The following is a 20,866-nucleotide window of genomic DNA, read 5'->3' as shown; positions in this document are numbered from 1 at the left end:
CAACAAAAAAGAATAAAATGATACATTTTACCTACTTTTGCTTAAAGTTTATACCCTTAATGCACAATTAAGTGTATTGATTCGCTAAAATGATTTGCAGCCCTGCTTCAGTTAATGATAAATATTTATAATTAGGATCAGCGGTCGTTCGCTCCAGCCATTCATTCGCGATGCATGTATCCGTTAATTTTTGCAGATCTGCAACTGACACAGACTGTCCTAACTTTTGAGACAGCATTGCTGCTGCATCCTCTTCCATACTTAAAAAAACTTGATCTCGAGTTGCACTACGATTTTTCATCTCATCATAAAATAATTGCAAAATATCAAGTTCATTCATGATCATGGTCCTTTAAATAGATCATTTGACTACTTACAGTATAAACTTAAATTAATATCATGATTGCGAATGAAAGAAGAAAAGTAACAATAAATGTTCAATTTACTCTTGAATATGAATAAATAGTGCTTTGGCTTTCATCTCAACGTCTCACCTGTTAATGCAGTATCCAATTGTGTTGTAGGTGACTCAGAATTATTGCCCCCCGAACTAAAAAACGATTGGGATGCAGTACATAGCCCTATATTCATTTTTTGCTTAGGTACTAGAGGAAGTAACATTTGAAGCAAATCACTCATTTGGGTAGCAATCTCAGCTAACTCTTGGGAGGTGCACTCGTCTTTAGTAAGTTCATACCAAATATATTGTGTTTCCATTTGTTTATAATATTCTGGTTTTTTCAGAGTATCTTTGTTGAGAGGGTGTTTTGGATTTTGCTTTAACCAATGCAGTAAACTTTCTTTATCGGTAACATAGCTGCTCGCAGGAACATTATGCCATTGCTCCTCTTTTTTATATTGCTTCACCAATAATATAGGGGTTTCCACCTCATTAAAGGCTATCATTTCATCCTTAATTCGGGTTTTATCATTCTCCACTAAAGCAGTTCGTACATCCTCCAGCTTTTTTGATAAATCGTTATATTGCGTGTACAAAGTTTTTAAAGCATCTAACCGTTTCTTTTCTTCGAGAGATAAAGAATCTTGAGAATTGGTCAAGTTCTTTATGAGTGTGTTGATTTTTTTTAATTCAATGTCATTTAACGGATGAGATCCCCTTGGAGCCTTTCTTTCTAAATCTGGAACGTCCAAATCCTCCTTTACTACAACAACATCTTGTAATTCTTCTCTTATTCTTTGGAAGCCATCAAAATCAACATCATCGATTAATTCATCCGCGTGCACACCGGCCTGAAAAGCCCTCATATGCAAATCGATGTCCTGGATTAAAGTAGTTTGCGAAGCAAGCGCATTCCAAAATCCCGCCATCTCATGAAGTAATCCACTTCTAAAACCAAGCCAGAATGATTCAAGTATGTTGATGATAGTGTGGTAAACTAAAAAAGCGCTTGCAGCTGCGAAGGTAATTGCCACTCCTGTCGCTACTAGCGGAAAAATAATTAAAGTAGTCATTAGAACATTTTTTGCAATGGAAATGCCAAGATTATTAAAAGCAGATGCAAAATAAATGGGCAAGCTGATTACACTAGAAACTCCCAAAAGAAATGCAATTGCTTCATAAAACGCATTGTATGCCAAGATGCGAAATGGCAATACGATAACACCCAATACGATCGCTAAAAGACGTTTTAGAACATACATAAAATGTACTTATCATGAATAGTTGTATAAAAAATCCCTTTGTGCGCAAGAACAACTCTTTGAATCACGTACAACGCATGTTACTATGTTTAGGTTTAACACAAGTCAATCCAATATGGAAGCAGTTGATGTCATTATTATAGGTGCAGGTGCTGCAGGTTTAATGTGCGCCATTGAAGCGGGCAAACGTCAGCGCAAAGTCCTGGTATTGGATCATGCAAATAAAGCAGGTAAAAAGATTTTAATGTCGGGAGGAGGTCGTTGTAATTTTACAAATTATTATATTGATCCTGAAAAATATAACTCCCATAACCCTCATTTTTTTAAATCCGCGTTAACACGCTATACCCAATGGGATTTTATTGAGCTTGTTAAAAAACATAAAATTCCTTTCCATGAGAAAACCTTAGGACAATTATTTTGCGATAATAAATCGAAAGACATTGTGGATATGTTGCTTAAAGAGTGCGACGCTGCAGGTGCTACGATACATCTAAATACCAGTATAGAAAAAATTCAAAAATCACAAAGCTTTAAACTACAAACTACCAAAGGGATATTTCAGTGCCACTCCCTAGTTATTGCCAGCGGGGGGTTATCCATACCTACCATGGGGGCGAGTCCATTTGCCTACAAAGTTGCAGAGCAATTTGGTATTAAAGTATGGCCGACTCGGGCTGGATTAGTTCCTCTTACTCTGGATGTATTGGAGAAAGAAAGAATTGCTCTGCTTTCCGGGATTGGTATTGATAGTTTAGTCAAAAATACGCGTATTGAGTTTCGTGAAAATACCTTATTTACTCACCGCGGCTTGAGTGGCCCCGCAATTTTACAACTATCGTCCTATTGGTATGCAGGAGAAAGTATTTGTATCAATTTATTACCCGAAATCAATCTCTTGGATTACTTAAAAAGTGCTCGATCTGAAAAACCACAGAAACAATTAAGCTCTATCTTGTCCACACATTTACCTAAACGCGTTATCGAACTCTTTATTTCACCAGAACTTGCTGAAAAGAAACTTGCGGAACTCTCCAATCATAATTTGGACTCTGTAGCGAAACAACTTAACTCCTGGCTTGTAAAACCTAATGGGACTGAAGGATATCGTACCGCTGAAGTAACTATTGGTGGTATCGATTGCCATGCAATTTCTTCCAAAACTATGGAAGCTCAAAATATCTCAGGACTTTATTTCATTGGCGAAGCCTTGGATGTTACCGGTTGGTTAGGTGGATATAATTTTCAATGGGCTTGGTCATCAGGATGGGCCGCAGGGCAAATGGTATAACACGCTTGATACGCAAACAGATGGAACGATGAAAACAGTCATTTTACTTAAAAAAGAAATAAGCAAATGCTGTCAAGATTATGGATAAAATAAGGTAAATTAATTTGCCAAGATGCAGCTCACTTAAAAGGTTTTTTGCCTTTTCCCAATAATCAATCAGATCGATGATTAATGGACTGCCAAACCATAAATAGATAGGACGCTGCCAAAACGGTTTATCCAAAAATCCGCCTAAAACAAATAATTGTTTGGTACATAAACTACAATAATAAACAGCTTGGTCTGTAGTAACTAATCTTTTTTCCCAGCGAACAGTTGGTTCCATACGCTGTCGGCAAAACTTACACTGTATTTTCATTTTTTGATATATTGCACTACGTGCTCCATATTCTACCACAAAACGCTAAGACGAATCGGAAGTAAATCATCAGATGAGTTAGCGGACTTTTCTCATCAAATACAAACCCAATAGCGCGAAAATAAAAGTAGGCCCTAAAGCAGCTAATTCAGGCGGCAATTGAAATACAGTGCTGAGTGGACCAAAAAACCGGCTCAAGATATGAAAACTAAATCCCACTGCAGCACCCACCAATAATTTCGATCCCATAGTTGTCGAACGCAACGGACCAAAAATAAATGGGATGGCGAGGATCATCATCACCATGGTCGTAAATGGTTGAATAATCCGTTGCAAAAAAGCAAACTGATAAGTATGTACGTTCTGATGATTATGCTTTTGCTCTCGTATGTAGCGATTTAGTTCGTGCAAAGTCATTTCATCCGGTTCGATACTGCTAATCGCCAAGATTTTTGGTTTTACGGATACGTCCCAAGGAAGAGAAGCAAAAGTCTGAGTTTTGGTTTTATCTACGTCAAAATCTGTTTGCTGTATATCATATGCAACCCACCCTGTTGGAGTATACCTGGCTTCACGAATAAAACGTGACATTTTTAAATGATGATGAACATCAAAACGAAATTGATAAACTTCGTATAAAACATTATTAGGCAGTATTAAGCCAACAGAAATAAAATCATTTCCATAACGCAACCAAGAGCCCTTTGAGGTTCTCAATGCTTGTCCTCCGCTGACTGCAGCAGTTTTATAGTCATTAGCGTAATGGGATAAGTATGGGACCAAAGTTTCACCTAATGCAGTAATCAATACAATAAGCAATATCGATGCTTTTAGTACTGCCCAGGTTATCTGTCCTATAGACATTCCTGAGGCACGCATTATGACTAATTCGCTATGATTGGCTAAAATCCCAAGCCCAATCAAACAACCAAGGAGACTGGCCATAGGAAAAAATAAATAGACTTGATATGGTATTTGCAACAAAATAAATACCGTTGCTTGTACAATGCCGTAATCAACTCGCCCCAAATCACTTAGTTCACCCACAAATAAAATAAAAATTTGCAGTCCTATCAGCATGAGCGTGACTAAACCAATAGAGCTGAGTACGGTTTTCGCAATGTAGCGATCTAATATCTTCATACTCATGCTAATTTCGCCTGATTACGCCAAATTAGAAACAACCCGAAGCCAGCAATGATAAGATGCACCCACCATAAACCTAACCATTGGGGTGTTTTGCCGGAAATCATTAAATCACGCGCAATAAATAATAAATTAGCATATAGAATGTATATAATAATTGCGGGTAATAACTTGGCATATTTTCCTGAACGAGGATTAATGCGACTCAAAGGAACAGCAACCATGGTCAAAGTAAATACCATGAGCGGAACAGAAAAACGCCATTGCAATTCAGCAGCCTTGGCAACGTTTTCATTATTATAAGGTAATAAACTGGCTGTGCTCATTGTACGAAGATCTTCAGATATTCTAATTACAGGATGCGGCAAGCGTGCTTTATATTGCCCAAATTCTGCGACTTGATAATCCGCATGACCAGGAATCCCTTGGTATTCTTTTCCATTTTGCAGAATGATGTAATCCTCTCCTGTTTTCGCGTCAGTTTCAGCGAAAGCTTGATCGGCCCATAATATATCCCAACGTGTTTGTTGATTTACAGAACTTTTCTTTGCCAGAAATACTTGCTCGGCCTTAGTATGATCACGACTCATTGATTGAACATAAAATACTTCCTGACCGTCATTAATCGCATGGAAACGTCCAGGCATGATGGTTTGAACTAAAGTTTTTATGCCAGTAGTACGTAACAGTTTAGCTCGTTCAATGTAAATTAAAGGGCTACCCCAAATCATTACTACAGCAACAATAATGGCTACCCCTATTGCCATAATAAAACTGTGTTTTAATAATTGATTGGGTCCATAACCACAAGCCCCTAATACCGTCATCTCACTTTCAGCATATAAACGGCCGTATGCAAGCAACATGGCAATATAAAAACCTAATGGAACCAGTAAGCTCAGTAAAGTGGGTAATTCCAATATCATTAACTTCATAATAATGACACCCGGAATACTTCCAGAAGCAGCCCTGTTGAGATATTGAATCAGTTGATTACTCAGAAAAATTAACACCAGTATGGAGGTTAGCGAAATCAAAGTGATAAACACTTCTTTAGCCAAATAACGAAAAATGATCACCCAATGCCCCCATTTTAGTAACCTCATTCATAGAATCATTCTCATCTTGGGGCATTGTATCCTCTTGTGGAAAACTAAAAAAGCCCTTTCTACCCACACTCAGAAACACCCATTCATTAGATTATTTTGTTCTAATTTAATAAATTGGACAATAAATTATTATATTGTGAATTTATTGTCCATAATATCAATTAAGTTTATAAGGAATAATTTAATCTAAGCTCAACTCTATCGAGGCCCCACAAGAGAAATGGTGCATAACATCATTTATCGACGCCATATGTGGGGTTAATTCTACATCACAAAAATAAGGATTAATAATGTCTAAAAACAAACCATTAAAAGATTATCAGCAAAAAAGAGATTTTAGAAAAACTAAAGAACCTCAAGGAGGAACATCAAAGAAAAAAGAAAATATTTTTGTAATTCAAAAACATGATGCCAGACATTTGCATTATGAATTTAGTTTACCAAACGATGATGTATTAATCTCTTGGGCTGCCATTATGAAGAATCAGAGAATAACGTCCATTGGCTTAAGCCCAGTCTTGTTGGTGAAGTTGGTTTTACAGAAATGGACACGCCATGGAAAATTAAGGCATCCTCGCTTTTTGGGACTTCGTAAGGACAAGGATGCAAAAGATGTACGCCGAGAAGATCAAATAAAATAGGTAGTTACAAACCTCTGGGAGGAACCCTATGAAAATTACCGGTGTTAATATCTCTCATCCAGATAAACCGCTTTATCCAGATGACAAAATTTCAAAAAAGGAAGTTGTGGAATATTTTTATAAAATCGCAGAATACCTCCTTCCTTTTGTGCAAAATAGACCACTTACTCTGAAACGGTACCCTGATGGTATTAATCAGGAAGGTTTTTATAACAAACATCGTCCAGATTATTTCCCTGATTTTATAAAACAATTTACTGTACCGACAGTACAAAATAATTCAGAAATGAACATGGTGGGTGTCCATTCTAAAAAGGCTTTGGTTTATTTGGCAGGACAAGATACTCTGGAGCTACACACGTCCCTGTCAACTATGTCTTCAATCGAAAAACCCGATCAAATTATTTTTGATTTGGATCCACAGGATGATGATTTTGAAAAAGTGCGTGAAACAGCTCTTGCTTTAAAAAATCTACTTGATGAATTTGAGCTTAAAACCTTTCTCAAAACTTCTGGCTCCCGTGGGCTACATATCCATTTACCCATCAAAGCTCACTTCAAATTTGATAAAATTAAAGAAATATCAAGAAAAATAGCAGTAAAACTGCATCAACGGCATTCACAAATAACGACTTTGGAACAACGAAAAAATAAACGTGGAAATAAAGTATTTATTGATTTTTTACGGAATGATTATGCTATGACAACAGTAGCCCCTTATTCTTTACGCGCCAAAAAAGGAGCTCCAGTAGCCACCCCCCTGGAATGGGAGGAACTGAATGATAGTTCATTACACCCTCAATCCTATCATTTGAAGAATATATTTCAGCGTTTAGGAAAAAAAGCAAACCCCTGGAAAAATTTTAATAAATACAACCGACATATAAACTTAAACGATCTATTTGAAAAATTTCAATAATGCTATTTCGATAATTTTAAAGCCATTTTGCTTCAAGTGGACTGATAGCTAAATTTGAAGATCTCTCCGGTTTTACAGGGTATGCTGAATGATCTTTAGCGTCTTTCAGAATCTTTGCCTCTATTGTACTTTTTTATGATAAGTGCATAAGGTCGTCGGCACCTAAGCATTTATTAAAAATTAACTATAAAGCAATATATTCCATGTGACCGCCCTTCAGGGACAACCCCGCGAACTAGTCGTGGGGGCGGCCCGTAGGTGATGAAGGATCAGTGTCAACTCTTTTAATGAACAGAGATTTTTTTCAATGTTTCTCCGGAGAGTTTGCTATCGCAATGTAATGCAATATCACCTAAAGACAAGACACCGGATAATTTTTTATCTTTATTAAGCACAATGAGTCGGCGTATTTGTTTCTCTTTCATGCTTTCATATGCTTTTTTTACATCATCATTTTCAAAACAATACCATACGTCTTTATGCATCACATTTTTTACTGGTGTATCCAATGGATTCTTATTGGCAAGAGCGGAGATAACCAGATCACGATCAGTAAGTATACCGACAATTTTATCTTTTGCTTTATCACCAATGGGTAAAAAACCAGTATCTAATTCTCGCATTTTTTTAGCTGCTTCAGTAATAGTAGCCGTGGTGAGTAAGAATTCCGGCTTAGATGTCATGATTTCTTTGACTTGCATGATAACCTCCTTGAAAATAACTTTCCTTAACAAGTGGTAAAAAAAATTATGTTTTTGACTTAAAATTAAACACGTCTTTCTTAAGAGTATATCAATTTTTCAGAAAATCAATTGCTCATATTTTAAATTTATATGGTTTTTGTATGATTTTATGGATGGAATCAATAGGTCATCATATCAAGGAGCGCTCCTATTTGGCGCATCTTAAATGAAAATTGCACCAGAAAATACGCACAATGTTCCCCTAGGTGCAACGAAAATAAAAAAGCAGCTCAGACTTAAGTACTGGAACTGCTTTTTAAGAAAGATTTTTAAATTAATGCTTTACTTCAGATGCTTTTTTCGCTTCGTGAACAAAACCTAACATTGCCTTCTCAATAATTTGAAAAGATTTTTGCATGTAATCTAAAGCTTTGTGACCATTTTCAACAGCTAGACTAATTTGCTTCTCCAATAGTTCTTCAGGCTTTTTAATGCTCGCAATCTCTTCAGGTTTGAGGTATTGCATACCCTGCAAAGTTTTCACATTCAATTCAGCTATGGCTTGAAAAGGTTCTTGAAATTTTTTAGCCACTTCAGTCCATTTTTCAAAATTTTGTTGAGTCATGATATTCTCCTCTATGTTGCATTGCACAATTTAATATTAGTACATAGAGAGCAAATTTGTCAATGGGTTAGTGAAACTTTTTTTGCAGTGCAGCATAAAAAAACCAATCTTTAAATCGCTTATGCGCCCTTGCCTTAAAACTCCCCTCAATAACCGCTAACCTTTAAATAAACTTTGCCATTGTTGCATCATTTTTTGCATTTGCTGATTCCAGGTATCAGTTGCCTGACGATAAGGATTATTTTGTAACGGTTTTTCCATAACTTGAAACATCTGCTCCATCATCTGTTTTAAAGAAGCATGCATCGGATGATTGGCAAGAGAAATGATTTGTCGCAAAATATCTGAAGATAAAAATTGAGTTGAGCCCGCCTCCATTTCCACAATAATTTGTAGCAAGATGGCATTGGTTAAGTCTTTCTCTGTTAATGAGTCCTCTACTTTAAATTGCACGCCATCTACCACATAACGCTGCAATTCTTCAAGGGTAATATACTGACTTGTCTCAGTATCATAAAGCCGGCGATTTTTGTATTTTTTTATTAATCGAGTCATAGTTTTCTCTTAATATTTAGGTGAATTTTGCATTGTTAAAAACTTCACCTTTTTCCTCTTTCGTAAACCAGAAGAGGATAGTCTTTAATAAATGGAAGAATGCAATCTTTATTAATACATATGGAGACCGCCGTTCACACTAAGATTAGCCCCGGTAATGTATCGACTTTTATCACTAATTAAAAATTCTACAGCCCAGGCAATTTCTTGGGTCTTAGCTAACCGCTTTGCAGGAATTTGGGCAATAATCCCTTCCAGAATATCTGGCCTAATACCTTTCATCAATCGAGTATCAACATATCCGGGAGAAAGACTGTTCACAGTGATGTTTTTACTCATTAGTTCTTGTGCCAAACTTTTGGTAAAACCATAAACACCTGCTTTTGAAGCAGCATAATTTGCTTGCGAAAATTGACCTTTTTGCGCATTCACCGAAGAAATATTAACGATGCGTCCTGATTCGTGTTCTCTCATATTTTCAACTACATGACGGGTTACATTAAACATGCCATCAAGATTAACTGTTAATACTTCATCCCATTGCTGTTTGGTCATTTTTGTAAATACAGCATCTCGAGTGATGCCTGCATTATTAATGAGCACGTCAACATTACCGTATTCTTCAATAATGGAAGAAATAACCTCTCCGCATTGCTCATAATCAGTTACATCCATATGGCGAAAATAGATATTCTTATATCCTTCATCCGTTAACTCTTTTTTCCATGCTTTCCCTTCCTCTTCAGAAATTAAATCAAGAGAAAAAACATGTTTGTAAGAAGAGTTCAATTCTTTTGCAATTGCTGTACCTATATCTCCGGTACCTCCAGTGATCAATACAATATTATTATGGTGCATATGGTTCTCTATGAGTTAGATTTGCGAAAATTAATGATAAAGAAACAGTAATACCCGGATTATTAATCAAATCCAGACCTAATTTTACATATACTGTCCACCATTAATATCTAAGTTTGCGCCGGTAATAAATCCGCTATCGGGGGATGCTAAATAAGCAACCGCATCAGCTATTTCTTTTGGATTTCCCAAGCGGCCAACAGGAATACTTGCGATGATTGATTTGAGCACCTCTTCTTTTAAAGAAGTAAGCATTGGCGTTTCTACATAACCAGGAGAAACTGTATTCACCGTTATGCCTTTATTTGCTACTTCTAAAGCCAGGCTTTTGGTGAACCCATACAACGCGGATTTAGTTGAAGCATAGTTACATTGACCAAATTGGCCTTTCCGTCCATTAATGGAGGAAATACTTATGATGCGGCCAAAACCCTTATCGATCATAATTGGGATTACATTGCGGGTCATATTAAATACGCTGGTCAAATTGGCATCGATAACATTTTGCCATTGATCTGGAGACATTTTTCGTAAACTGCAATCTTGAGTAATGCCTGCATTATTAATCAGTACATCAACACTGCCATAGCGCTCCATGACTAAAGCCACTATCTTTTCACAATCTGCAAATTGTGCGATATCACCATAAACGATATCAATATCGTGACCCAGCTCTTTTTGCTCTTCTTGCCATTGCTTCGCTTCTTCATGTTTACCATGTTTGAAATAACACGCGACGACCTGAAAATCGGCAGCTAAGCGTTGACAAATGGCTGTACCTATACCACCAGTTCCACCCGTAACTATTGCTACACCTTTCATCATAACGACTCCCTGTTATTGCGATAATAAAATACTACTATAGACGATCGAAACTAAAACCAAATAAAACCATAACTTCTCACCTGTTCTCTCCTCTATGAGACAACATGGTGAGAAATTACAGAAAAATTACCTATATACAGGAACATATCCTTTTAGCTGTTGGGCAAATTGCCTCAAGACTTCAAGACCAGACTCTTCTGCTTGCCTGCACCATTGCTGTAATGCATCGATTAACTCTTTCTGAGTAGAGGCTGTTTTTAACCAAATATTTTGTAGCGATTGCTTGTATGCATAAACAATACGCAATTGTTCACGCGCTTCCAACAGATGAGATAAACGCATTCTCGCTCTTGTGTTCAACAAACAATTCTCGCGTCTCAATAAACTTCCAGCACGCGCCAAAAGCTTCTTTTCTTCCGTATTTTCAATAAGGTTATGCTTTTCTTGCTTGAGAATGGGTCTAATCACGCTTTTATAATAGTTCGACATGACCTGAAAACGATTCGCAATAACTGCTTTCACCGTATCCAAATCCACTTGCAGCTTTCCTTCTTCCATCGCCAGTTTTGGTGGTAATTTTTTTACTTTGGCAAGGCCTAAAAAGGAAAGAATTCGAATGTACATCCAACCTATATCAAACTCCCACCATTTAATGGAAAACTTGGCTGAAGAAGCAAAAGTATGGTGATTGTTATGCAATTCTTCACCCCCTATCCAAAAGCCCCAGGGGATAATATTTCTTGCAGCATCCGGACATTCAAAATTTCGATACCCCCAATGGTGCCCAATTCCATTCACTACACCGGCAGCATGAAATGGTATCCACATCATTTGAATTGCCCAAATCGTGATTCCAGGAACACCAAATAAGAATAAATTAATGAACAACATCAGCAATATTCCCTTGGAAGAATGGGGAGAATAAACTTTTCGCTCCAGCCAATCTTTAGGAGTACCATGAGAGTACTTAGCGACCATTTCTTTATCTTTACGCGCTACTTTGTAGAGTTCAGCTCCTTCCCAAAATACTTTTTTAATACCGAACACTACAGGGCTGTGCGGATCACCTTCAACATCTGCTGATGCGTGATGTTTTCGATGAATAGCCACCCAATCTGCAGTAACCATTCCAGTAGTTAACCACAGCCACAAACGGAAAAAATGACTGATAATCGGATGCAGCGTCAACGCGCGATGGGTTTGGTGGCGATGAAGATATAATGTTACTGCGGCGATAGTAATTTGCGTCAAAATCAATGTGGCAACCACATATCCCCAAAAAGACAGGTTTAAATAACCAAAAACCATAATAGCTCCACTTCAAATGCAAAAATGCAAATTAAGAAAAAACTCATCCTTTAGTTAGGTACTCAATGTAAGAATTTAAAAAATCCTTATACCATCATACTAAGGATAACACAATTTTACTCTTTACGTTGCAACATTTCATTATGTAGCCGATAATTAATAAATAATAAGATAGGAAATTATGTTATGAACGAAAAATCTCCTTTAGGAAAAATTTTTGAAAATTTGGTGCCTTTCTTGGTAGCCGGAGTTGCTATTGCACTATTTTTTGGTCTGTTATTTATGTTCTCGTATGTTTTGGTTTGGGGCCTTCTCATAGGAGGAATCCTTTGGTTGGTCGCGACAATAAAACAATATTTGTTCCCAAGCCACTCGACTAAAACAGAAGAGATTAATAAAAGTCAGGGTAGAATTATTGAACATGACGATAAAAAATAATGCCCGAATTACCTGAAGTCGAAACGACAAAAGAAGGAATTAAATCCCATCTGGAAGGGCAGACAATTAAACAAATCATCGTCCGCAATTCTCAACTCCGCATCGCGGTTCCCGACAACTTGGATCAATTATGTGCAGGCAAAAGAATAATTGCTGTTTCTCGTAGGGCAAAATACATTCTAATCCAGCTCTCAGAAGGATATCTTTTAATTCATCTGGGAATGTCAGGTCACCTGGGTATCGTAGCGGATAAAAGCCAGCCAGAAAAGCATGATCACATTCTCTTAACGATGGCAAACGAGCTCGTACTCCGATTCTGTGATCCCAGGCGTTTTGGTTTATTCCTGTACATCAATGAAAACCCGTATCAACATCGATTACTTAGCCATTTAGGTCCCGAACCTCTTCGTGAGGAATTCAATGGTCATTACCTCTTTCAAAAAGCTCAAAATAAGAACAAACCGATTAAATCATTAATTATGGATAGTGAAGTTGTGGTGGGTGTAGGCAATATTTATGCTACAGAAAGCCTTTTCCTAGCGCATATCCATCCTAATACCCCAGCGAAAATGCTTTCAGAAGAAGCGTGTTATATGCTCACCAAACAGATTAAAGAGGTACTTAAACAGGCTATATTATGTGGTGGCACTACCCTACGTGATTTTTATGCTTTTGATGGCAAACCGGGTTATTTTAGTATCTCGCTTAAAGTATATGGCCGAAAAAATAAACCGTGCTTGCTCTGTCAACAGCCTATTGAATCGGTGGTAATTTCTGGACGTAATTCCTTTTTTTGTCCCCAATGTCAAAATGAAACATCCAATTAAGTTTGTTCATTCTATAACTTAATTGCCCAATACTTGATTTTAAATTACCATGTAATTGCCTAATTTTCCTGGGATTTTTTTATGTTACGTTTAAGATTAGCAAGACATGTCGCTGAACAATATCAAGTAAAAGGAACAGTGCATCTTCCAGACTTTCTTATTTATGATTTTGATGAAGATGAATATCGAATGTTTTGGCGAGAAATTGCTTCATGTCCCCGGCAAAGACTCTACACAGATGGAGTCGATGTTTTTCAGGTCAGTTGGTTTCGTACTCTTTTTGAATCATTTAAAGGCTGGTTGGGTTTTGAGAATCATTGCCATCCTAATCGCATTGAAATGACTTTAGGTAAAATTGCCTATGCCGGCTACCTAAAGGGTTTTAAATCTAAAGAATTGAGTAAATGCAATGATGGATTTCCAATTTCCACAAATTTTATACGCTTAGTCCATTTACCAAGAACAAATCAAACTTCTAATGAACTCCAGCAATTATTAGTTAGTTATTTCATTGCGCATTCACCTGCCTTTCCTGAACTCAATGAATCCATCCGGAGGAACTACCCTTTTGGTCAAGCCTTTATACGAGAATCTCTGGCTTATTTGCTTCCTGCCATCGATCCCCAAGACAATGAAACAATTGATGCTGCAATTCGCCAAATTAATTATTACCGCCAACATGTCAGCAAAATAGATTGTTTTAAATCCAGTCTTTTTGCCAAAGCCTATGCACAATCCCTGGCTTCACAACAACAATTTTATGAAGCATTGGAGTGGTCTCCAGAAGTCAAAAAAAAATTTAAGGAAGAATTTATTGATTTTTACTTAACCCAAGAAGAAACTGACCCTCAAGCATTAATCAATGCGATGGAACTCATTGGTGCATTATTCTTATCAACGAACAAAGAAGATCAACAAAAAGCAGTTAATTATATACAAAACAATTTTAGCTATGAAGAACAAATAGTTTACTTAATATCATATCCTGAATTACGTACCCAAGTAGCCAAAAGTTATTTAGAGGACGCTAAAAAAGAAAAAAGTAAATGGAGATTAACCCAGTTCTTCACTGGCAATCAAACCCTCGAGTATTTAGCTCAAGCAGTCAGACTTGAACCCCAAATTTTAGATCAGGACAATTCCATGCACGACATCATGATGAGAGAAGAGTGGACTCTATATCAATTTGACCTCGCTATGGAAAGTCATCGTTTTCAGGACGCTGATGTTTTGTATCGAAACAGTCAAAACCTCAAATTTAATAAGTTTAAGCTTGAACGCTTGCGTGAATATTATTTTACTCAATTCAATACAAATGCATCACAGATAAAAGAAGCATTGCTCTATAAAAAGACAAAAGAAGCACTGCAAATGGCTGAAGAACAAATAGAGCTGGCTAAAAAAATAGTGAGTATCCAACCACACGATTCGCTAATCAGGGAGGCGACTTTAAGTTATGCGGCCACGCTTTTGGCGATCGATGAATTAGAGCACCCGGTGAAAGAATCCGATCGAACCCAATTAAGCAAAGCGCAACATCGACTCAGTGAATTTCTATTTCTCAATAGCAACACGACATTAAAGGAAGTCTATAATCAATTAAATAAGTTATTATTACGAAAAATTGATTGTCTGATTGCCCAACTTGGTGTGCCTATTGATTATAACGACAGTTTAAGCGCCCGTGTTGATTTTATTAAAGTGCATAAAAATGAAATTGACGATTTGAAGAACGAGCTTAAAACTTTTATTACTATTAATGAGCCAAAATCAAAGGAAATGCGTCAAATCCTCGCGAAAATTTATTATTTACTCGCCGATACCCTTGTTTATTTTGAGGAGAAAAAGCAAGAGTCCATTCCCTACTTTAAAAAAGCGAAGGAACTCATGCCTGAAAATCTTTATTACAATTTACGGTATTTTGAACTCATTGAAGATGAAAGAAGGCATGGGATAAGAGAAAAAATAGGAGCTATTAGTCATTTACATGGAACTCGATATCGATATTACATGGACGAACGTTGGGGTGAGGATAAAATTATGTCGAATGGTTTTGATATTCATGCGGTCCTCCCCGATGACTCATTCATCAATACCGTAGGCAGGGCAGTAGGATTTTTTTAAATTTATCGTGTTTCGATTGGGGCAAAGCCTATTGCCAATCCCATAGATACATTTAGACTTCTTAAAAACTATCTGTGCAAGCGAATCAACTTGCGTTATATTACCGCTAATTCACTTAGTCTTAACGCGAATGAGAACAAATCAATTACGAACCGCATGGATTCTTTGCAATATCATTTTTTATACGGCAGTTACCAGTACGCGCTGTCTCTTTAAATATTTTTTTAGCACCATAAGCCGGCAATGGACAGATAATGCGCTACACCATTGGATTGATCAGTTACTGAATGCTGTACAAGTAGAGTATAAAGTGATAAACCCGTTTAATGTCCAGCCGCAACCAGGAAAAGCTACAATTATTATGTGCAATCACTCAAGCGCTTATGATATTCCTCTTGCATTTAAAGCATTTCCAAATCATTCCATTCGGATGTTGTCAAAAAAGGAACTCGCAAAAATTCCCTTAATGGGTAAAGCGATGAAAGCTGCAGAATTCCCTTTTATTGATCGAAAAAATAAATATCAAGCGATTAAAGACTTGGCGTATGCGCAGCAATTAATGGAAAGCGGTATTGTTATGTGGATTGCTCCTGAAGGAACTCGCTCCAAAGATGGAAAGCTTGGTTCGTTTAAAAAAGGAGGATTTATTACTGCAATCCAATCCAAGGCAACAATTATTCCTATAGGAATACGTGGTGCCAATAATATTTTACCAGCACGAACTTTTAATTTTCATCTAAAACAAAAAGCTGAAATACATATAGGTAAGCCTATTGATGCCGCACAATTTACCCTTGAGAATAAAGAAAAGCTCATTCAGCACACTTTTGCAGAAATAAAAAAGCTGATTGGAGAAAACCAGTCATAATTGCATCGCAGCCTGGGCTGAAAAGCCCGGTAATAATGCCAAGATGCACAATCGTTGCTGGGCTTTTTCAGCCCAGCATGCCCGAACGCTATTGGTAGAACGTCAGATTTGGGCTCAGGTTGAAAAAAGCGCAGAATACATCAGTATGTGAGCCTCGGAACGCAGAAAATCAGAACAGTTTGGCCAAGATAGTACAATGTAAACGACCCTAGAATTTTACTCCGTATCCGCTTGGCGTGTTCACTATAGACGCGGCTAATCCTATAAATCTCGGATCAGAGGCTGCAGTTAAGATATTGGTTTGCTTATCCCAGGTAATTGCTTGCATGTCCCCATAATATTGCCCTAATTGCATTAGATGATACCCCATAGCTTTTAATTCTTCTTGAATTGGCGCAGGAAAAGTATCCGGCTCAAACTGCAATATATCCGGTAAATACTGATGATGAAAGCGCATCGCCGAAACCATACTAATTGCACCGTAGGCATCATGAAACACTAATGATGCAATTAATACCATAGTAGGGATACGACTGCCTCCGGGAGTTCCCAAAATGGCGACACGCCCTGGTAATTCAAGAAAAGTAGGTGTCATGCTGGATAATGGTCTTTTCCCGGGTGCAATTTCATTTTTATCTGCCCCTACAATACCAAAAACATTTTCTTCACCCACTTTGCTGGAAAAATCATCCATCTCATCATTTAACAAAACACCGGTTCCTTCGGCTACAACGCTGGAGCCAAAGATGTAATTTATAGTCAGGGTCGCAGAAACACGATTACCCTCAGTATCAATAATAGAAATATGAGTCGTATTCGTAGAATTGTTTTGTTTCCCTTGAGGATTCTTCACCTGCTTCTGCAAAACAGTACTAGCAATCGCTTTCTGGGGAGGAATTAGTGTACTGAGCTGTTTTCCGTTTTCTGCGGAAATTAACTTTTCAACGGGGATAGTGATAAAATCAGGGTCACCCAAAAACTGTTCGCGTTGCCAATATGCAAGGCGCATGGATTCTACAAGGTAATGTATCGATTGCACTTTTGATAATGAAGATAAAGTATAGTGAGACAATATATTCAACATGGTCAATAAGGCAATACCCCCTGCTGAAGGCGGAGGTGCGGTAATAATTAACATATTATGATACGCACCTATCAATGGCTCCCTGATCTTGATACGATATTTAGCTAAATCCTCAAGTGTCCATATACCTCCTGCAGCATTAACTCCCTTAACTAAACGCTCCGCCACTTCTCCAGCATAAAACCCTTGCTCTCCTTTCGCGGCAATTTGCTTCAAAGTATTTGCTAAATCAGTTTGAATTAAACGCTCCCCAATGAGATAAGGAGCTCCATTATTTAGGAAAATTTTGGCTGTGGAAGGATACTTCTTGATTTGCTCTAATCGGTCTGCGCTCTTTAAAAAAAAATTTAATTGCTTATCAACCAAAAAACCTTCTTGTGCTAACTTGATTGCAGGAGCTAATGTTTTTGCCAAAGGTAGTCGCCCATAATTTTTGGCAATATATACCAACGCTGCAGGTTCTCCAGGAATCGCTGCGGCTAGACCTCCATTTAAGGATAACCCGGGTATCACACTCCCGTCAGGCGTCAAATACATGTTTTTTTTTGCTGCCAAAGGAGCTGTTTCCCTCCCATCAATAAAGACGTTTTTATGAGGATTTTCTTGATGCAGCAGCCAAAACCCACCGCCCCCCAGTCCTGAATGATAGGGTTCAACTACAGCTAATACCGCAGACACAGCTACTGCTGCATCAAAAGCATTTCCACCATTGGCTAAAATTTCAAGTCCGGCATTAGTTGCCAATGGATTTGCACTAGCTACAGCATAACCAGGAGGAAGGATGTGATTTTGGTCGGCAAAAGTATGGGTAGGGAGATAAAACAAAAAATTGATGCATAGTGTAATCAGGCAAAAAGCCTTAAATAATTTTTGACGTTCCATGTTCACCCTGTCTCTTTTGGAGTTCCCTTACGACACAAGAAGGCACAAATTGAGAGATATCTCCATTTAAAAGTGCAATTTCACGCACCAGAGTAGACGAAATGTACATAAAATTTTCTGATGGGGTTAAGAATATCGTTTCTATTTGCTTCGATAATTTCCTATTCATCCCAGCCAGTTGAAATTCATACTCAAAATCAGAAACCGCGCGCAAACCTCGTAAGATAATTCCAGCATTTTGTTCCAATACAAAATCTATTAAAAGAATATCAAATCCAAGTACGCGAACTCCGGGTAACTCTGCAACCGCCTCTTCTACAAGTTTGATTCTCGTCTCGAGCGGTAAAAAAGGATGTTTTGCTTTATTGCTCGCCACAGCTACGAGAATGTCTGGAAAAATCTTAGCCGCACGAGTAATAATATCAACATGTCCATTAGTAACAGGGTCAAAAGTACCAGGATAAATTGCTTTTAATTTCATATTGATTAAGACTGATTGCATAAGCGTACAGTCTAGCGTATTGTTAATTGAAAAACTACAAAAAAGGACTTGAGGTGATAAATGAATAATATGAAACGATTAGTACTAATTTCCTTTTGCTTCTTAACAGCAGCCTGTGCCCCTCCTCGACCTGCAGGGGAAGTGCCTGAAAACAAAAACCTCCCATCAGAACAAAACAAAGCGATGTCCGGAGCAGAAAATAAAGTGATGTCCGTAGAACAACGCAAAGCAAAAACAGCAACGGTTTCCTCCTGGGAAATTCGTGGGTCCATGGCTGCAAAAAATAAAAATAAAGGATGGTCGGCGGCCATGAACTGGAAACAAAGCGGTCCTGGCGCCTATCAAATCCGCCTAATGGGTCCTTTAGGGGCTGGTACCGTTCTTATTAACAAAAAAGGCAACACCATTACCTTCCAAGATGGGCCTAAAAGAATCACGTCTCATAACCCTGATCAACTCTTAGCAGAGCAAACTGGAATCAGACTTCCTGTAAATAATCTTTACTATTGGGTAAGAGGGTTACCCGCACCAGGTCCTGTTCAATCGGAGCAGCGTGATGAATACAATCACTTAGTACAATTGAGACAAAGTGGCTATACAATTAATTTCACTAAATACACTTCAGTCAGAGGAGTTGACCTGCCAAGTTTGATTCGCCTCGAAGGAAATGGAGTAATGGTTAAAGTAGCTATTCAAAATTGGACTGTTTAAGACCGATTTGCTCTTGGATTCTGATAAAACGAAATTCGGAGATTTTTCTGAATTTCGTTTCTACTGACCTGTTTCAATGCTAATATGACATTCTAACAATAAAGTCAACCACTCTTCTTGCTTAAAAAATATAAAAAATTATTGCTTTCAAAGTTGACATGTTCCTAAAACCACTGCAAAATACGCAACACATTTGCAGGGATGAGCGCAATTTTTAATAATGGATGATTGTAAGAATCTGCAAATTTAGGGGTGTCGCCAAGCGGTAAGGCACAGGGTTTTGATCCCTGCATACCTAGGTTCGAATCCTAGCACCCCTGCCACATTCTTGTTGATTCAAGTAAACAGACAGCAGAAGATAACCTAGAAGGATGCGTTCTTGTAATGCTCAAATAATAATAATATCTTTTTGGCTGTCTTCTGCTATGTGTTTAAGTTTAAATGATTAACCTAGATCTAAAGGCTTTTTACACATGTCCACTATGATGATTTTTGCCGGAAACGCAAATCCGGAATTAGCTCAACAAATTTCTTCTCATTTGAAAATACCTATTGGCCAAGCAACCGTTGGTACTTTTAGCGATGGGGAGACAATGATTGAGATCCTAGAGAATGTCCGTGGTAGAGACGTTTTTATAATCCAATCAACTTGTGCTCCATCAAATGATAACCTAATGGAACTCTTGACAATGGCTGATGCGCTAAGAAGATCCTCTGCTTCTCGTATCACTGCCGTAGTTCCTTATTTTGGTTATGCCCGCCAGGATCGTCGAGTTCGCTCAGCACGTGTTCCTATTACAGCAAAAGTTGTTGCTGACATGATGGCATCTGTAGGTATCTGTAGAGTGCTTACAGTAGACCTGCATGCTGATCAGATCCAGGGTTTTTTCTACATGCCAGTGGATAACGTTTATGCAACTCCGATACTCCTCGAAGATATAACAAAGCAAAACTTAAAAAATATAATGGTAGTCTCTCCTGATGTTGGCGGTGTTGTTAGAGCTCGAGCCGTTGCGAAACGTCTTGACCATGCAGAATTATGCATTATAGATAAACGCCGGAGTGGCCCTAATAAATCTGAAGTTATGCATATTATTGGTGAACCCAAGAATAAAAATTGCATTATTGTTGATGATATTGTTGATACCGCTGGAACGCTTTGTTCTGCAGCCCATGAGCTTAAGAAAAACGGAGCGCATAGTGTTAGGGCGTATATAACTCATCCGGTTTTATCTGGTCCTGCAGTTAATAATATTAAAAATTCAGGTCTTGATGAAATTGTAGTCACGGACACGATTCCTCTATCTGATGAAGCACGTAAATGTGAAAAAATTCGTGTTGTAAGCCTGTCTGATATGCTCGCGCAAGCCATCAAACGAGTTAATATAGAAGAATCTGTAAGCTCGATGTTCGCCGAATAACTACAAACGTGTAGCCTGGCTCTTTGATG

At 37.8% G+C, this 20,866-nt stretch carries 22 protein-coding genes and 1 tRNA gene; 10 read left to right on the top strand and 13 right to left on the bottom strand.

The window, feature by feature from the left end; genetic code table 11:
- Positions 1–67: 67 nt before the first annotated feature.
- Together LXO92_RS04275 and LXO92_RS04270 are read right to left on the bottom strand one after the other, a co-directional pair.
- The gene (locus tag LXO92_RS04275) at positions 68–340 is read right to left on the bottom strand and encodes a hypothetical protein (RefSeq protein ID WP_182351487.1); all 273 of its coding nucleotides are present in this window, start codon (positions 338–340) and stop codon (positions 68–70) included.
- A gap of 137 nt (positions 341–477) precedes the next feature.
- Entirely contained in the window at positions 478–1,662 is a 1,185-nt protein-coding gene (locus LXO92_RS04270) for a coiled coil protein (RefSeq protein WP_232890435.1), read from the bottom strand.
- Between the two features lie 115 nt (positions 1,663–1,777).
- On the opposite strand from LXO92_RS04270, the gene LXO92_RS04265 reads away from it, so the two are divergent.
- A complete protein-coding gene (locus LXO92_RS04265; RefSeq protein WP_232890477.1) occupies positions 1,778–2,953 on the top strand; it encodes a BaiN/RdsA family NAD(P)/FAD-dependent oxidoreductase in 1,176 nt (391 codons plus the stop codon).
- Between the two features lie 43 nt (positions 2,954–2,996).
- Here the strand turns inward: LXO92_RS04265 and LXO92_RS04260 are convergent, their stop codons facing one another.
- From LXO92_RS04260 to lptF, 3 genes are all read right to left on the bottom strand, one after another.
- A complete protein-coding gene (locus tag LXO92_RS04260) occupies positions 2,997–3,278 on the bottom strand; it encodes a hypothetical protein (protein WP_182351485.1) in 282 nt (93 codons plus the stop codon).
- Positions 3,279–3,389: 111 nt separating this feature from the next.
- Entirely contained in the window at positions 3,390–4,460 is a 1,071-nt protein-coding gene (gene lptG / locus LXO92_RS04255; protein ID WP_182351484.1) for an LPS export ABC transporter permease LptG, read from the bottom strand.
- Complete coding sequence (gene lptF / locus LXO92_RS04250; RefSeq protein WP_232890476.1) at positions 4,457–5,536, bottom strand: LPS export ABC transporter permease LptF; 1,080 nt, start codon at positions 5,534–5,536, stop codon at positions 4,457–4,459. Before lptF ends, lptG begins: the two co-directional genes overlap by 4 nt.
- A gap of 320 nt (positions 5,537–5,856) precedes the next feature.
- Here lptF and LXO92_RS04245 point away from each other — a divergent pair, with 320 nt between their 5' ends.
- Both LXO92_RS04245 and ligD read left to right on the top strand, forming a co-directional pair.
- On the top strand, positions 5,857–6,207 hold the full coding sequence (locus tag LXO92_RS04245) for a hypothetical protein (protein ID WP_232890434.1): 351 nt from the start codon (positions 5,857–5,859) through the stop codon (positions 6,205–6,207).
- A gap of 28 nt (positions 6,208–6,235) precedes the next feature.
- A complete protein-coding gene (gene ligD / locus LXO92_RS04240) occupies positions 6,236–7,126 on the top strand; it encodes a non-homologous end-joining DNA ligase (RefSeq protein WP_182351482.1) in 891 nt (296 codons plus the stop codon).
- Between the two features lie 284 nt (positions 7,127–7,410).
- Here ligD and LXO92_RS04235 read toward each other — a convergent pair whose 3' ends face one another.
- The 6 genes from LXO92_RS04235 to LXO92_RS04210 all read right to left on the bottom strand — a co-directional run bounded on the left by LXO92_RS04235 (position 7,411) and on the right by LXO92_RS04210 (position 11,980).
- On the bottom strand, positions 7,411–7,827 hold the full coding sequence (locus LXO92_RS04235; protein WP_182351481.1) for a CBS domain-containing protein: 417 nt from the start codon (positions 7,825–7,827) through the stop codon (positions 7,411–7,413).
- Between the two features lie 316 nt (positions 7,828–8,143).
- Positions 8,144–8,434: a phasin family protein gene (locus LXO92_RS04230; protein WP_182351480.1), complete on the bottom strand. Its 291-nt coding sequence runs from the start codon at positions 8,432–8,434 to the stop codon at positions 8,144–8,146.
- 156 nt (positions 8,435–8,590) lie between these two features.
- Entirely contained in the window at positions 8,591–8,989 is a 399-nt protein-coding gene (locus LXO92_RS04225; RefSeq protein WP_182351479.1) for a polyhydroxyalkanoate synthesis regulator DNA-binding domain-containing protein, read from the bottom strand.
- Positions 8,990–9,100: 111 nt separating this feature from the next.
- Positions 9,101–9,847: an acetoacetyl-CoA reductase gene (phbB, locus tag LXO92_RS04220; protein ID WP_182351478.1), complete on the bottom strand. Its 747-nt coding sequence runs from the start codon at positions 9,845–9,847 to the stop codon at positions 9,101–9,103.
- 84 nt (positions 9,848–9,931) lie between these two features.
- Entirely contained in the window at positions 9,932–10,672 is a 741-nt protein-coding gene (gene phbB / locus LXO92_RS04215; RefSeq protein ID WP_182351477.1) for an acetoacetyl-CoA reductase, read from the bottom strand.
- Between the two features lie 126 nt (positions 10,673–10,798).
- Complete coding sequence (locus LXO92_RS04210) at positions 10,799–11,980, bottom strand: DesA family fatty acid desaturase (protein WP_182351476.1); 1,182 nt, start codon at positions 11,978–11,980, stop codon at positions 10,799–10,801.
- Between the two features lie 186 nt (positions 11,981–12,166).
- Here LXO92_RS04210 and LXO92_RS04205 point away from each other — a divergent pair, with 186 nt between their 5' ends.
- The 4 genes from LXO92_RS04205 (at position 12,167) to LXO92_RS04190 (ending at position 16,237) form a co-directional block, all read left to right on the top strand.
- The gene (locus tag LXO92_RS04205) at positions 12,167–12,418 is read left to right on the top strand and encodes a hypothetical protein (protein WP_182351475.1); all 252 of its coding nucleotides are present in this window, start codon (positions 12,167–12,169) and stop codon (positions 12,416–12,418) included.
- Positions 12,418–13,245, top strand: a complete 828-nt coding sequence (gene mutM / locus LXO92_RS04200) for a bifunctional DNA-formamidopyrimidine glycosylase/DNA-(apurinic or apyrimidinic site) lyase (RefSeq protein ID WP_182351474.1) — start codon at positions 12,418–12,420, stop codon at positions 13,243–13,245. The genes LXO92_RS04205 and mutM overlap by 1 nt, the downstream gene beginning before the upstream one ends.
- An 81-nt stretch (positions 13,246–13,326) precedes the next feature.
- The gene (locus LXO92_RS04195) at positions 13,327–15,369 is read left to right on the top strand and encodes a hypothetical protein (RefSeq protein ID WP_232890433.1); all 2,043 of its coding nucleotides are present in this window, start codon (positions 13,327–13,329) and stop codon (positions 15,367–15,369) included.
- Between the two features lie 130 nt (positions 15,370–15,499).
- Positions 15,500–16,237, top strand: coding sequence for a lysophospholipid acyltransferase family protein (locus tag LXO92_RS04190; protein WP_232890432.1), 738 nt, complete (start codon positions 15,500–15,502; stop codon positions 16,235–16,237).
- Positions 16,238–16,445: 208 nt separating this feature from the next.
- Here the strand turns inward: LXO92_RS04190 and ggt are convergent, their stop codons facing one another.
- A complete protein-coding gene (ggt, locus tag LXO92_RS04185) occupies positions 16,446–18,203 on the bottom strand; it encodes a gamma-glutamyltransferase (RefSeq protein ID WP_232890431.1) in 1,758 nt (585 codons plus the stop codon).
- Positions 18,181–18,705: a pantetheine-phosphate adenylyltransferase gene (gene coaD / locus LXO92_RS04180; protein ID WP_182351470.1), complete on the bottom strand. Its 525-nt coding sequence runs from the start codon at positions 18,703–18,705 to the stop codon at positions 18,181–18,183. The genes ggt and coaD overlap by 23 nt, the downstream gene beginning before the upstream one ends.
- A gap of 60 nt (positions 18,706–18,765) precedes the next feature.
- On the opposite strand from coaD, the gene lolB reads away from it, so the two are divergent.
- From lolB to LXO92_RS04165, 3 genes are all read left to right on the top strand, one after another.
- The gene (lolB, locus tag LXO92_RS04175) at positions 18,766–19,416 is read left to right on the top strand and encodes a lipoprotein insertase outer membrane protein LolB (protein ID WP_182351469.1); all 651 of its coding nucleotides are present in this window, start codon (positions 18,766–18,768) and stop codon (positions 19,414–19,416) included.
- A gap of 248 nt (positions 19,417–19,664) precedes the next feature.
- Positions 19,665–19,739 (top strand) — tRNA-Gln (locus LXO92_RS04170).
- A 150-nt stretch (positions 19,740–19,889) separates the two neighbouring features.
- Positions 19,890–20,837: a ribose-phosphate pyrophosphokinase gene (locus LXO92_RS04165; protein ID WP_182351468.1), complete on the top strand. Its 948-nt coding sequence runs from the start codon at positions 19,890–19,892 to the stop codon at positions 20,835–20,837.
- Positions 20,838–20,866 lie beyond the last annotated feature (29 nt).

It is taken from the genome of Legionella resiliens (genome assembly GCF_021344005.1).
Taxonomy (GTDB): Bacteria; Pseudomonadota; Gammaproteobacteria; order Legionellales; family Legionellaceae; genus Legionella; species Legionella resiliens.
The sequence above is the reverse complement of the archived record's forward strand: the minus strand, read 5'-3'. Positions and strand labels throughout refer to the sequence as shown.

Excerpts from the sequence above, each read along its gene's own strand:
- ggt (WP_232890431.1), bottom strand. The coding sequence starts at position 18,203 with ATGGAACGTCAAAAATTATTTAAGGCTTTTTGCCTGATTACACTATGC.
- LXO92_RS04245 (WP_232890434.1), top strand. The coding sequence starts at position 5,857 with ATGTCTAAAAACAAACCATTAAAAGATTATCAGCAAAAAAGAGATTTT.
- phbB (WP_182351477.1), bottom strand. The coding sequence starts at position 10,672 with ATGATGAAAGGTGTAGCAATAGTTACGGGTGGAACTGGTGGTATAGGT.
- LXO92_RS04190 (WP_232890432.1), top strand. The coding sequence starts at position 15,500 with ATGAGAACAAATCAATTACGAACCGCATGGATTCTTTGCAATATCATT.
- ligD (WP_182351482.1), top strand. The coding sequence starts at position 6,236 with ATGAAAATTACCGGTGTTAATATCTCTCATCCAGATAAACCGCTTTAT.
- LXO92_RS04195 (WP_232890433.1), top strand. The coding sequence starts at position 13,327 with ATGTTACGTTTAAGATTAGCAAGACATGTCGCTGAACAATATCAAGTA.
- LXO92_RS04265 (WP_232890477.1), top strand. The coding sequence starts at position 1,778 with ATGGAAGCAGTTGATGTCATTATTATAGGTGCAGGTGCTGCAGGTTTA.
- phbB (WP_182351478.1), bottom strand. The coding sequence starts at position 9,847 with ATGCACCATAATAATATTGTATTGATCACTGGAGGTACCGGAGATATA.
- LXO92_RS04235 (WP_182351481.1), bottom strand. The coding sequence starts at position 7,827 with ATGCAAGTCAAAGAAATCATGACATCTAAGCCGGAATTCTTACTCACC.
- coaD (WP_182351470.1), bottom strand. The coding sequence starts at position 18,705 with ATGCAATCAGTCTTAATCAATATGAAATTAAAAGCAATTTATCCTGGT.
- mutM (WP_182351474.1), top strand. The coding sequence starts at position 12,418 with ATGCCCGAATTACCTGAAGTCGAAACGACAAAAGAAGGAATTAAATCC.
- lptG (WP_182351484.1), bottom strand. The coding sequence starts at position 4,460 with ATGAGTATGAAGATATTAGATCGCTACATTGCGAAAACCGTACTCAGC.
- LXO92_RS04275 (WP_182351487.1), bottom strand. The coding sequence starts at position 340 with ATGAATGAACTTGATATTTTGCAATTATTTTATGATGAGATGAAAAAT.
- LXO92_RS04260 (WP_182351485.1), bottom strand. The coding sequence starts at position 3,278 with ATGGAACCAACTGTTCGCTGGGAAAAAAGATTAGTTACTACAGACCAA.
- LXO92_RS04165 (WP_182351468.1), top strand. The coding sequence starts at position 19,890 with ATGTCCACTATGATGATTTTTGCCGGAAACGCAAATCCGGAATTAGCT.
- LXO92_RS04230 (WP_182351480.1), bottom strand. The coding sequence starts at position 8,434 with ATGACTCAACAAAATTTTGAAAAATGGACTGAAGTGGCTAAAAAATTT.
- LXO92_RS04205 (WP_182351475.1), top strand. The coding sequence starts at position 12,167 with ATGAACGAAAAATCTCCTTTAGGAAAAATTTTTGAAAATTTGGTGCCT.
- lolB (WP_182351469.1), top strand. The coding sequence starts at position 18,766 with ATGAATAATATGAAACGATTAGTACTAATTTCCTTTTGCTTCTTAACA.
- LXO92_RS04270 (WP_232890435.1), bottom strand. The coding sequence starts at position 1,662 with ATGTATGTTCTAAAACGTCTTTTAGCGATCGTATTGGGTGTTATCGTA.
- LXO92_RS04225 (WP_182351479.1), bottom strand. The coding sequence starts at position 8,989 with ATGACTCGATTAATAAAAAAATACAAAAATCGCCGGCTTTATGATACT.
- LXO92_RS04210 (WP_182351476.1), bottom strand. The coding sequence starts at position 11,980 with ATGGTTTTTGGTTATTTAAACCTGTCTTTTTGGGGATATGTGGTTGCC.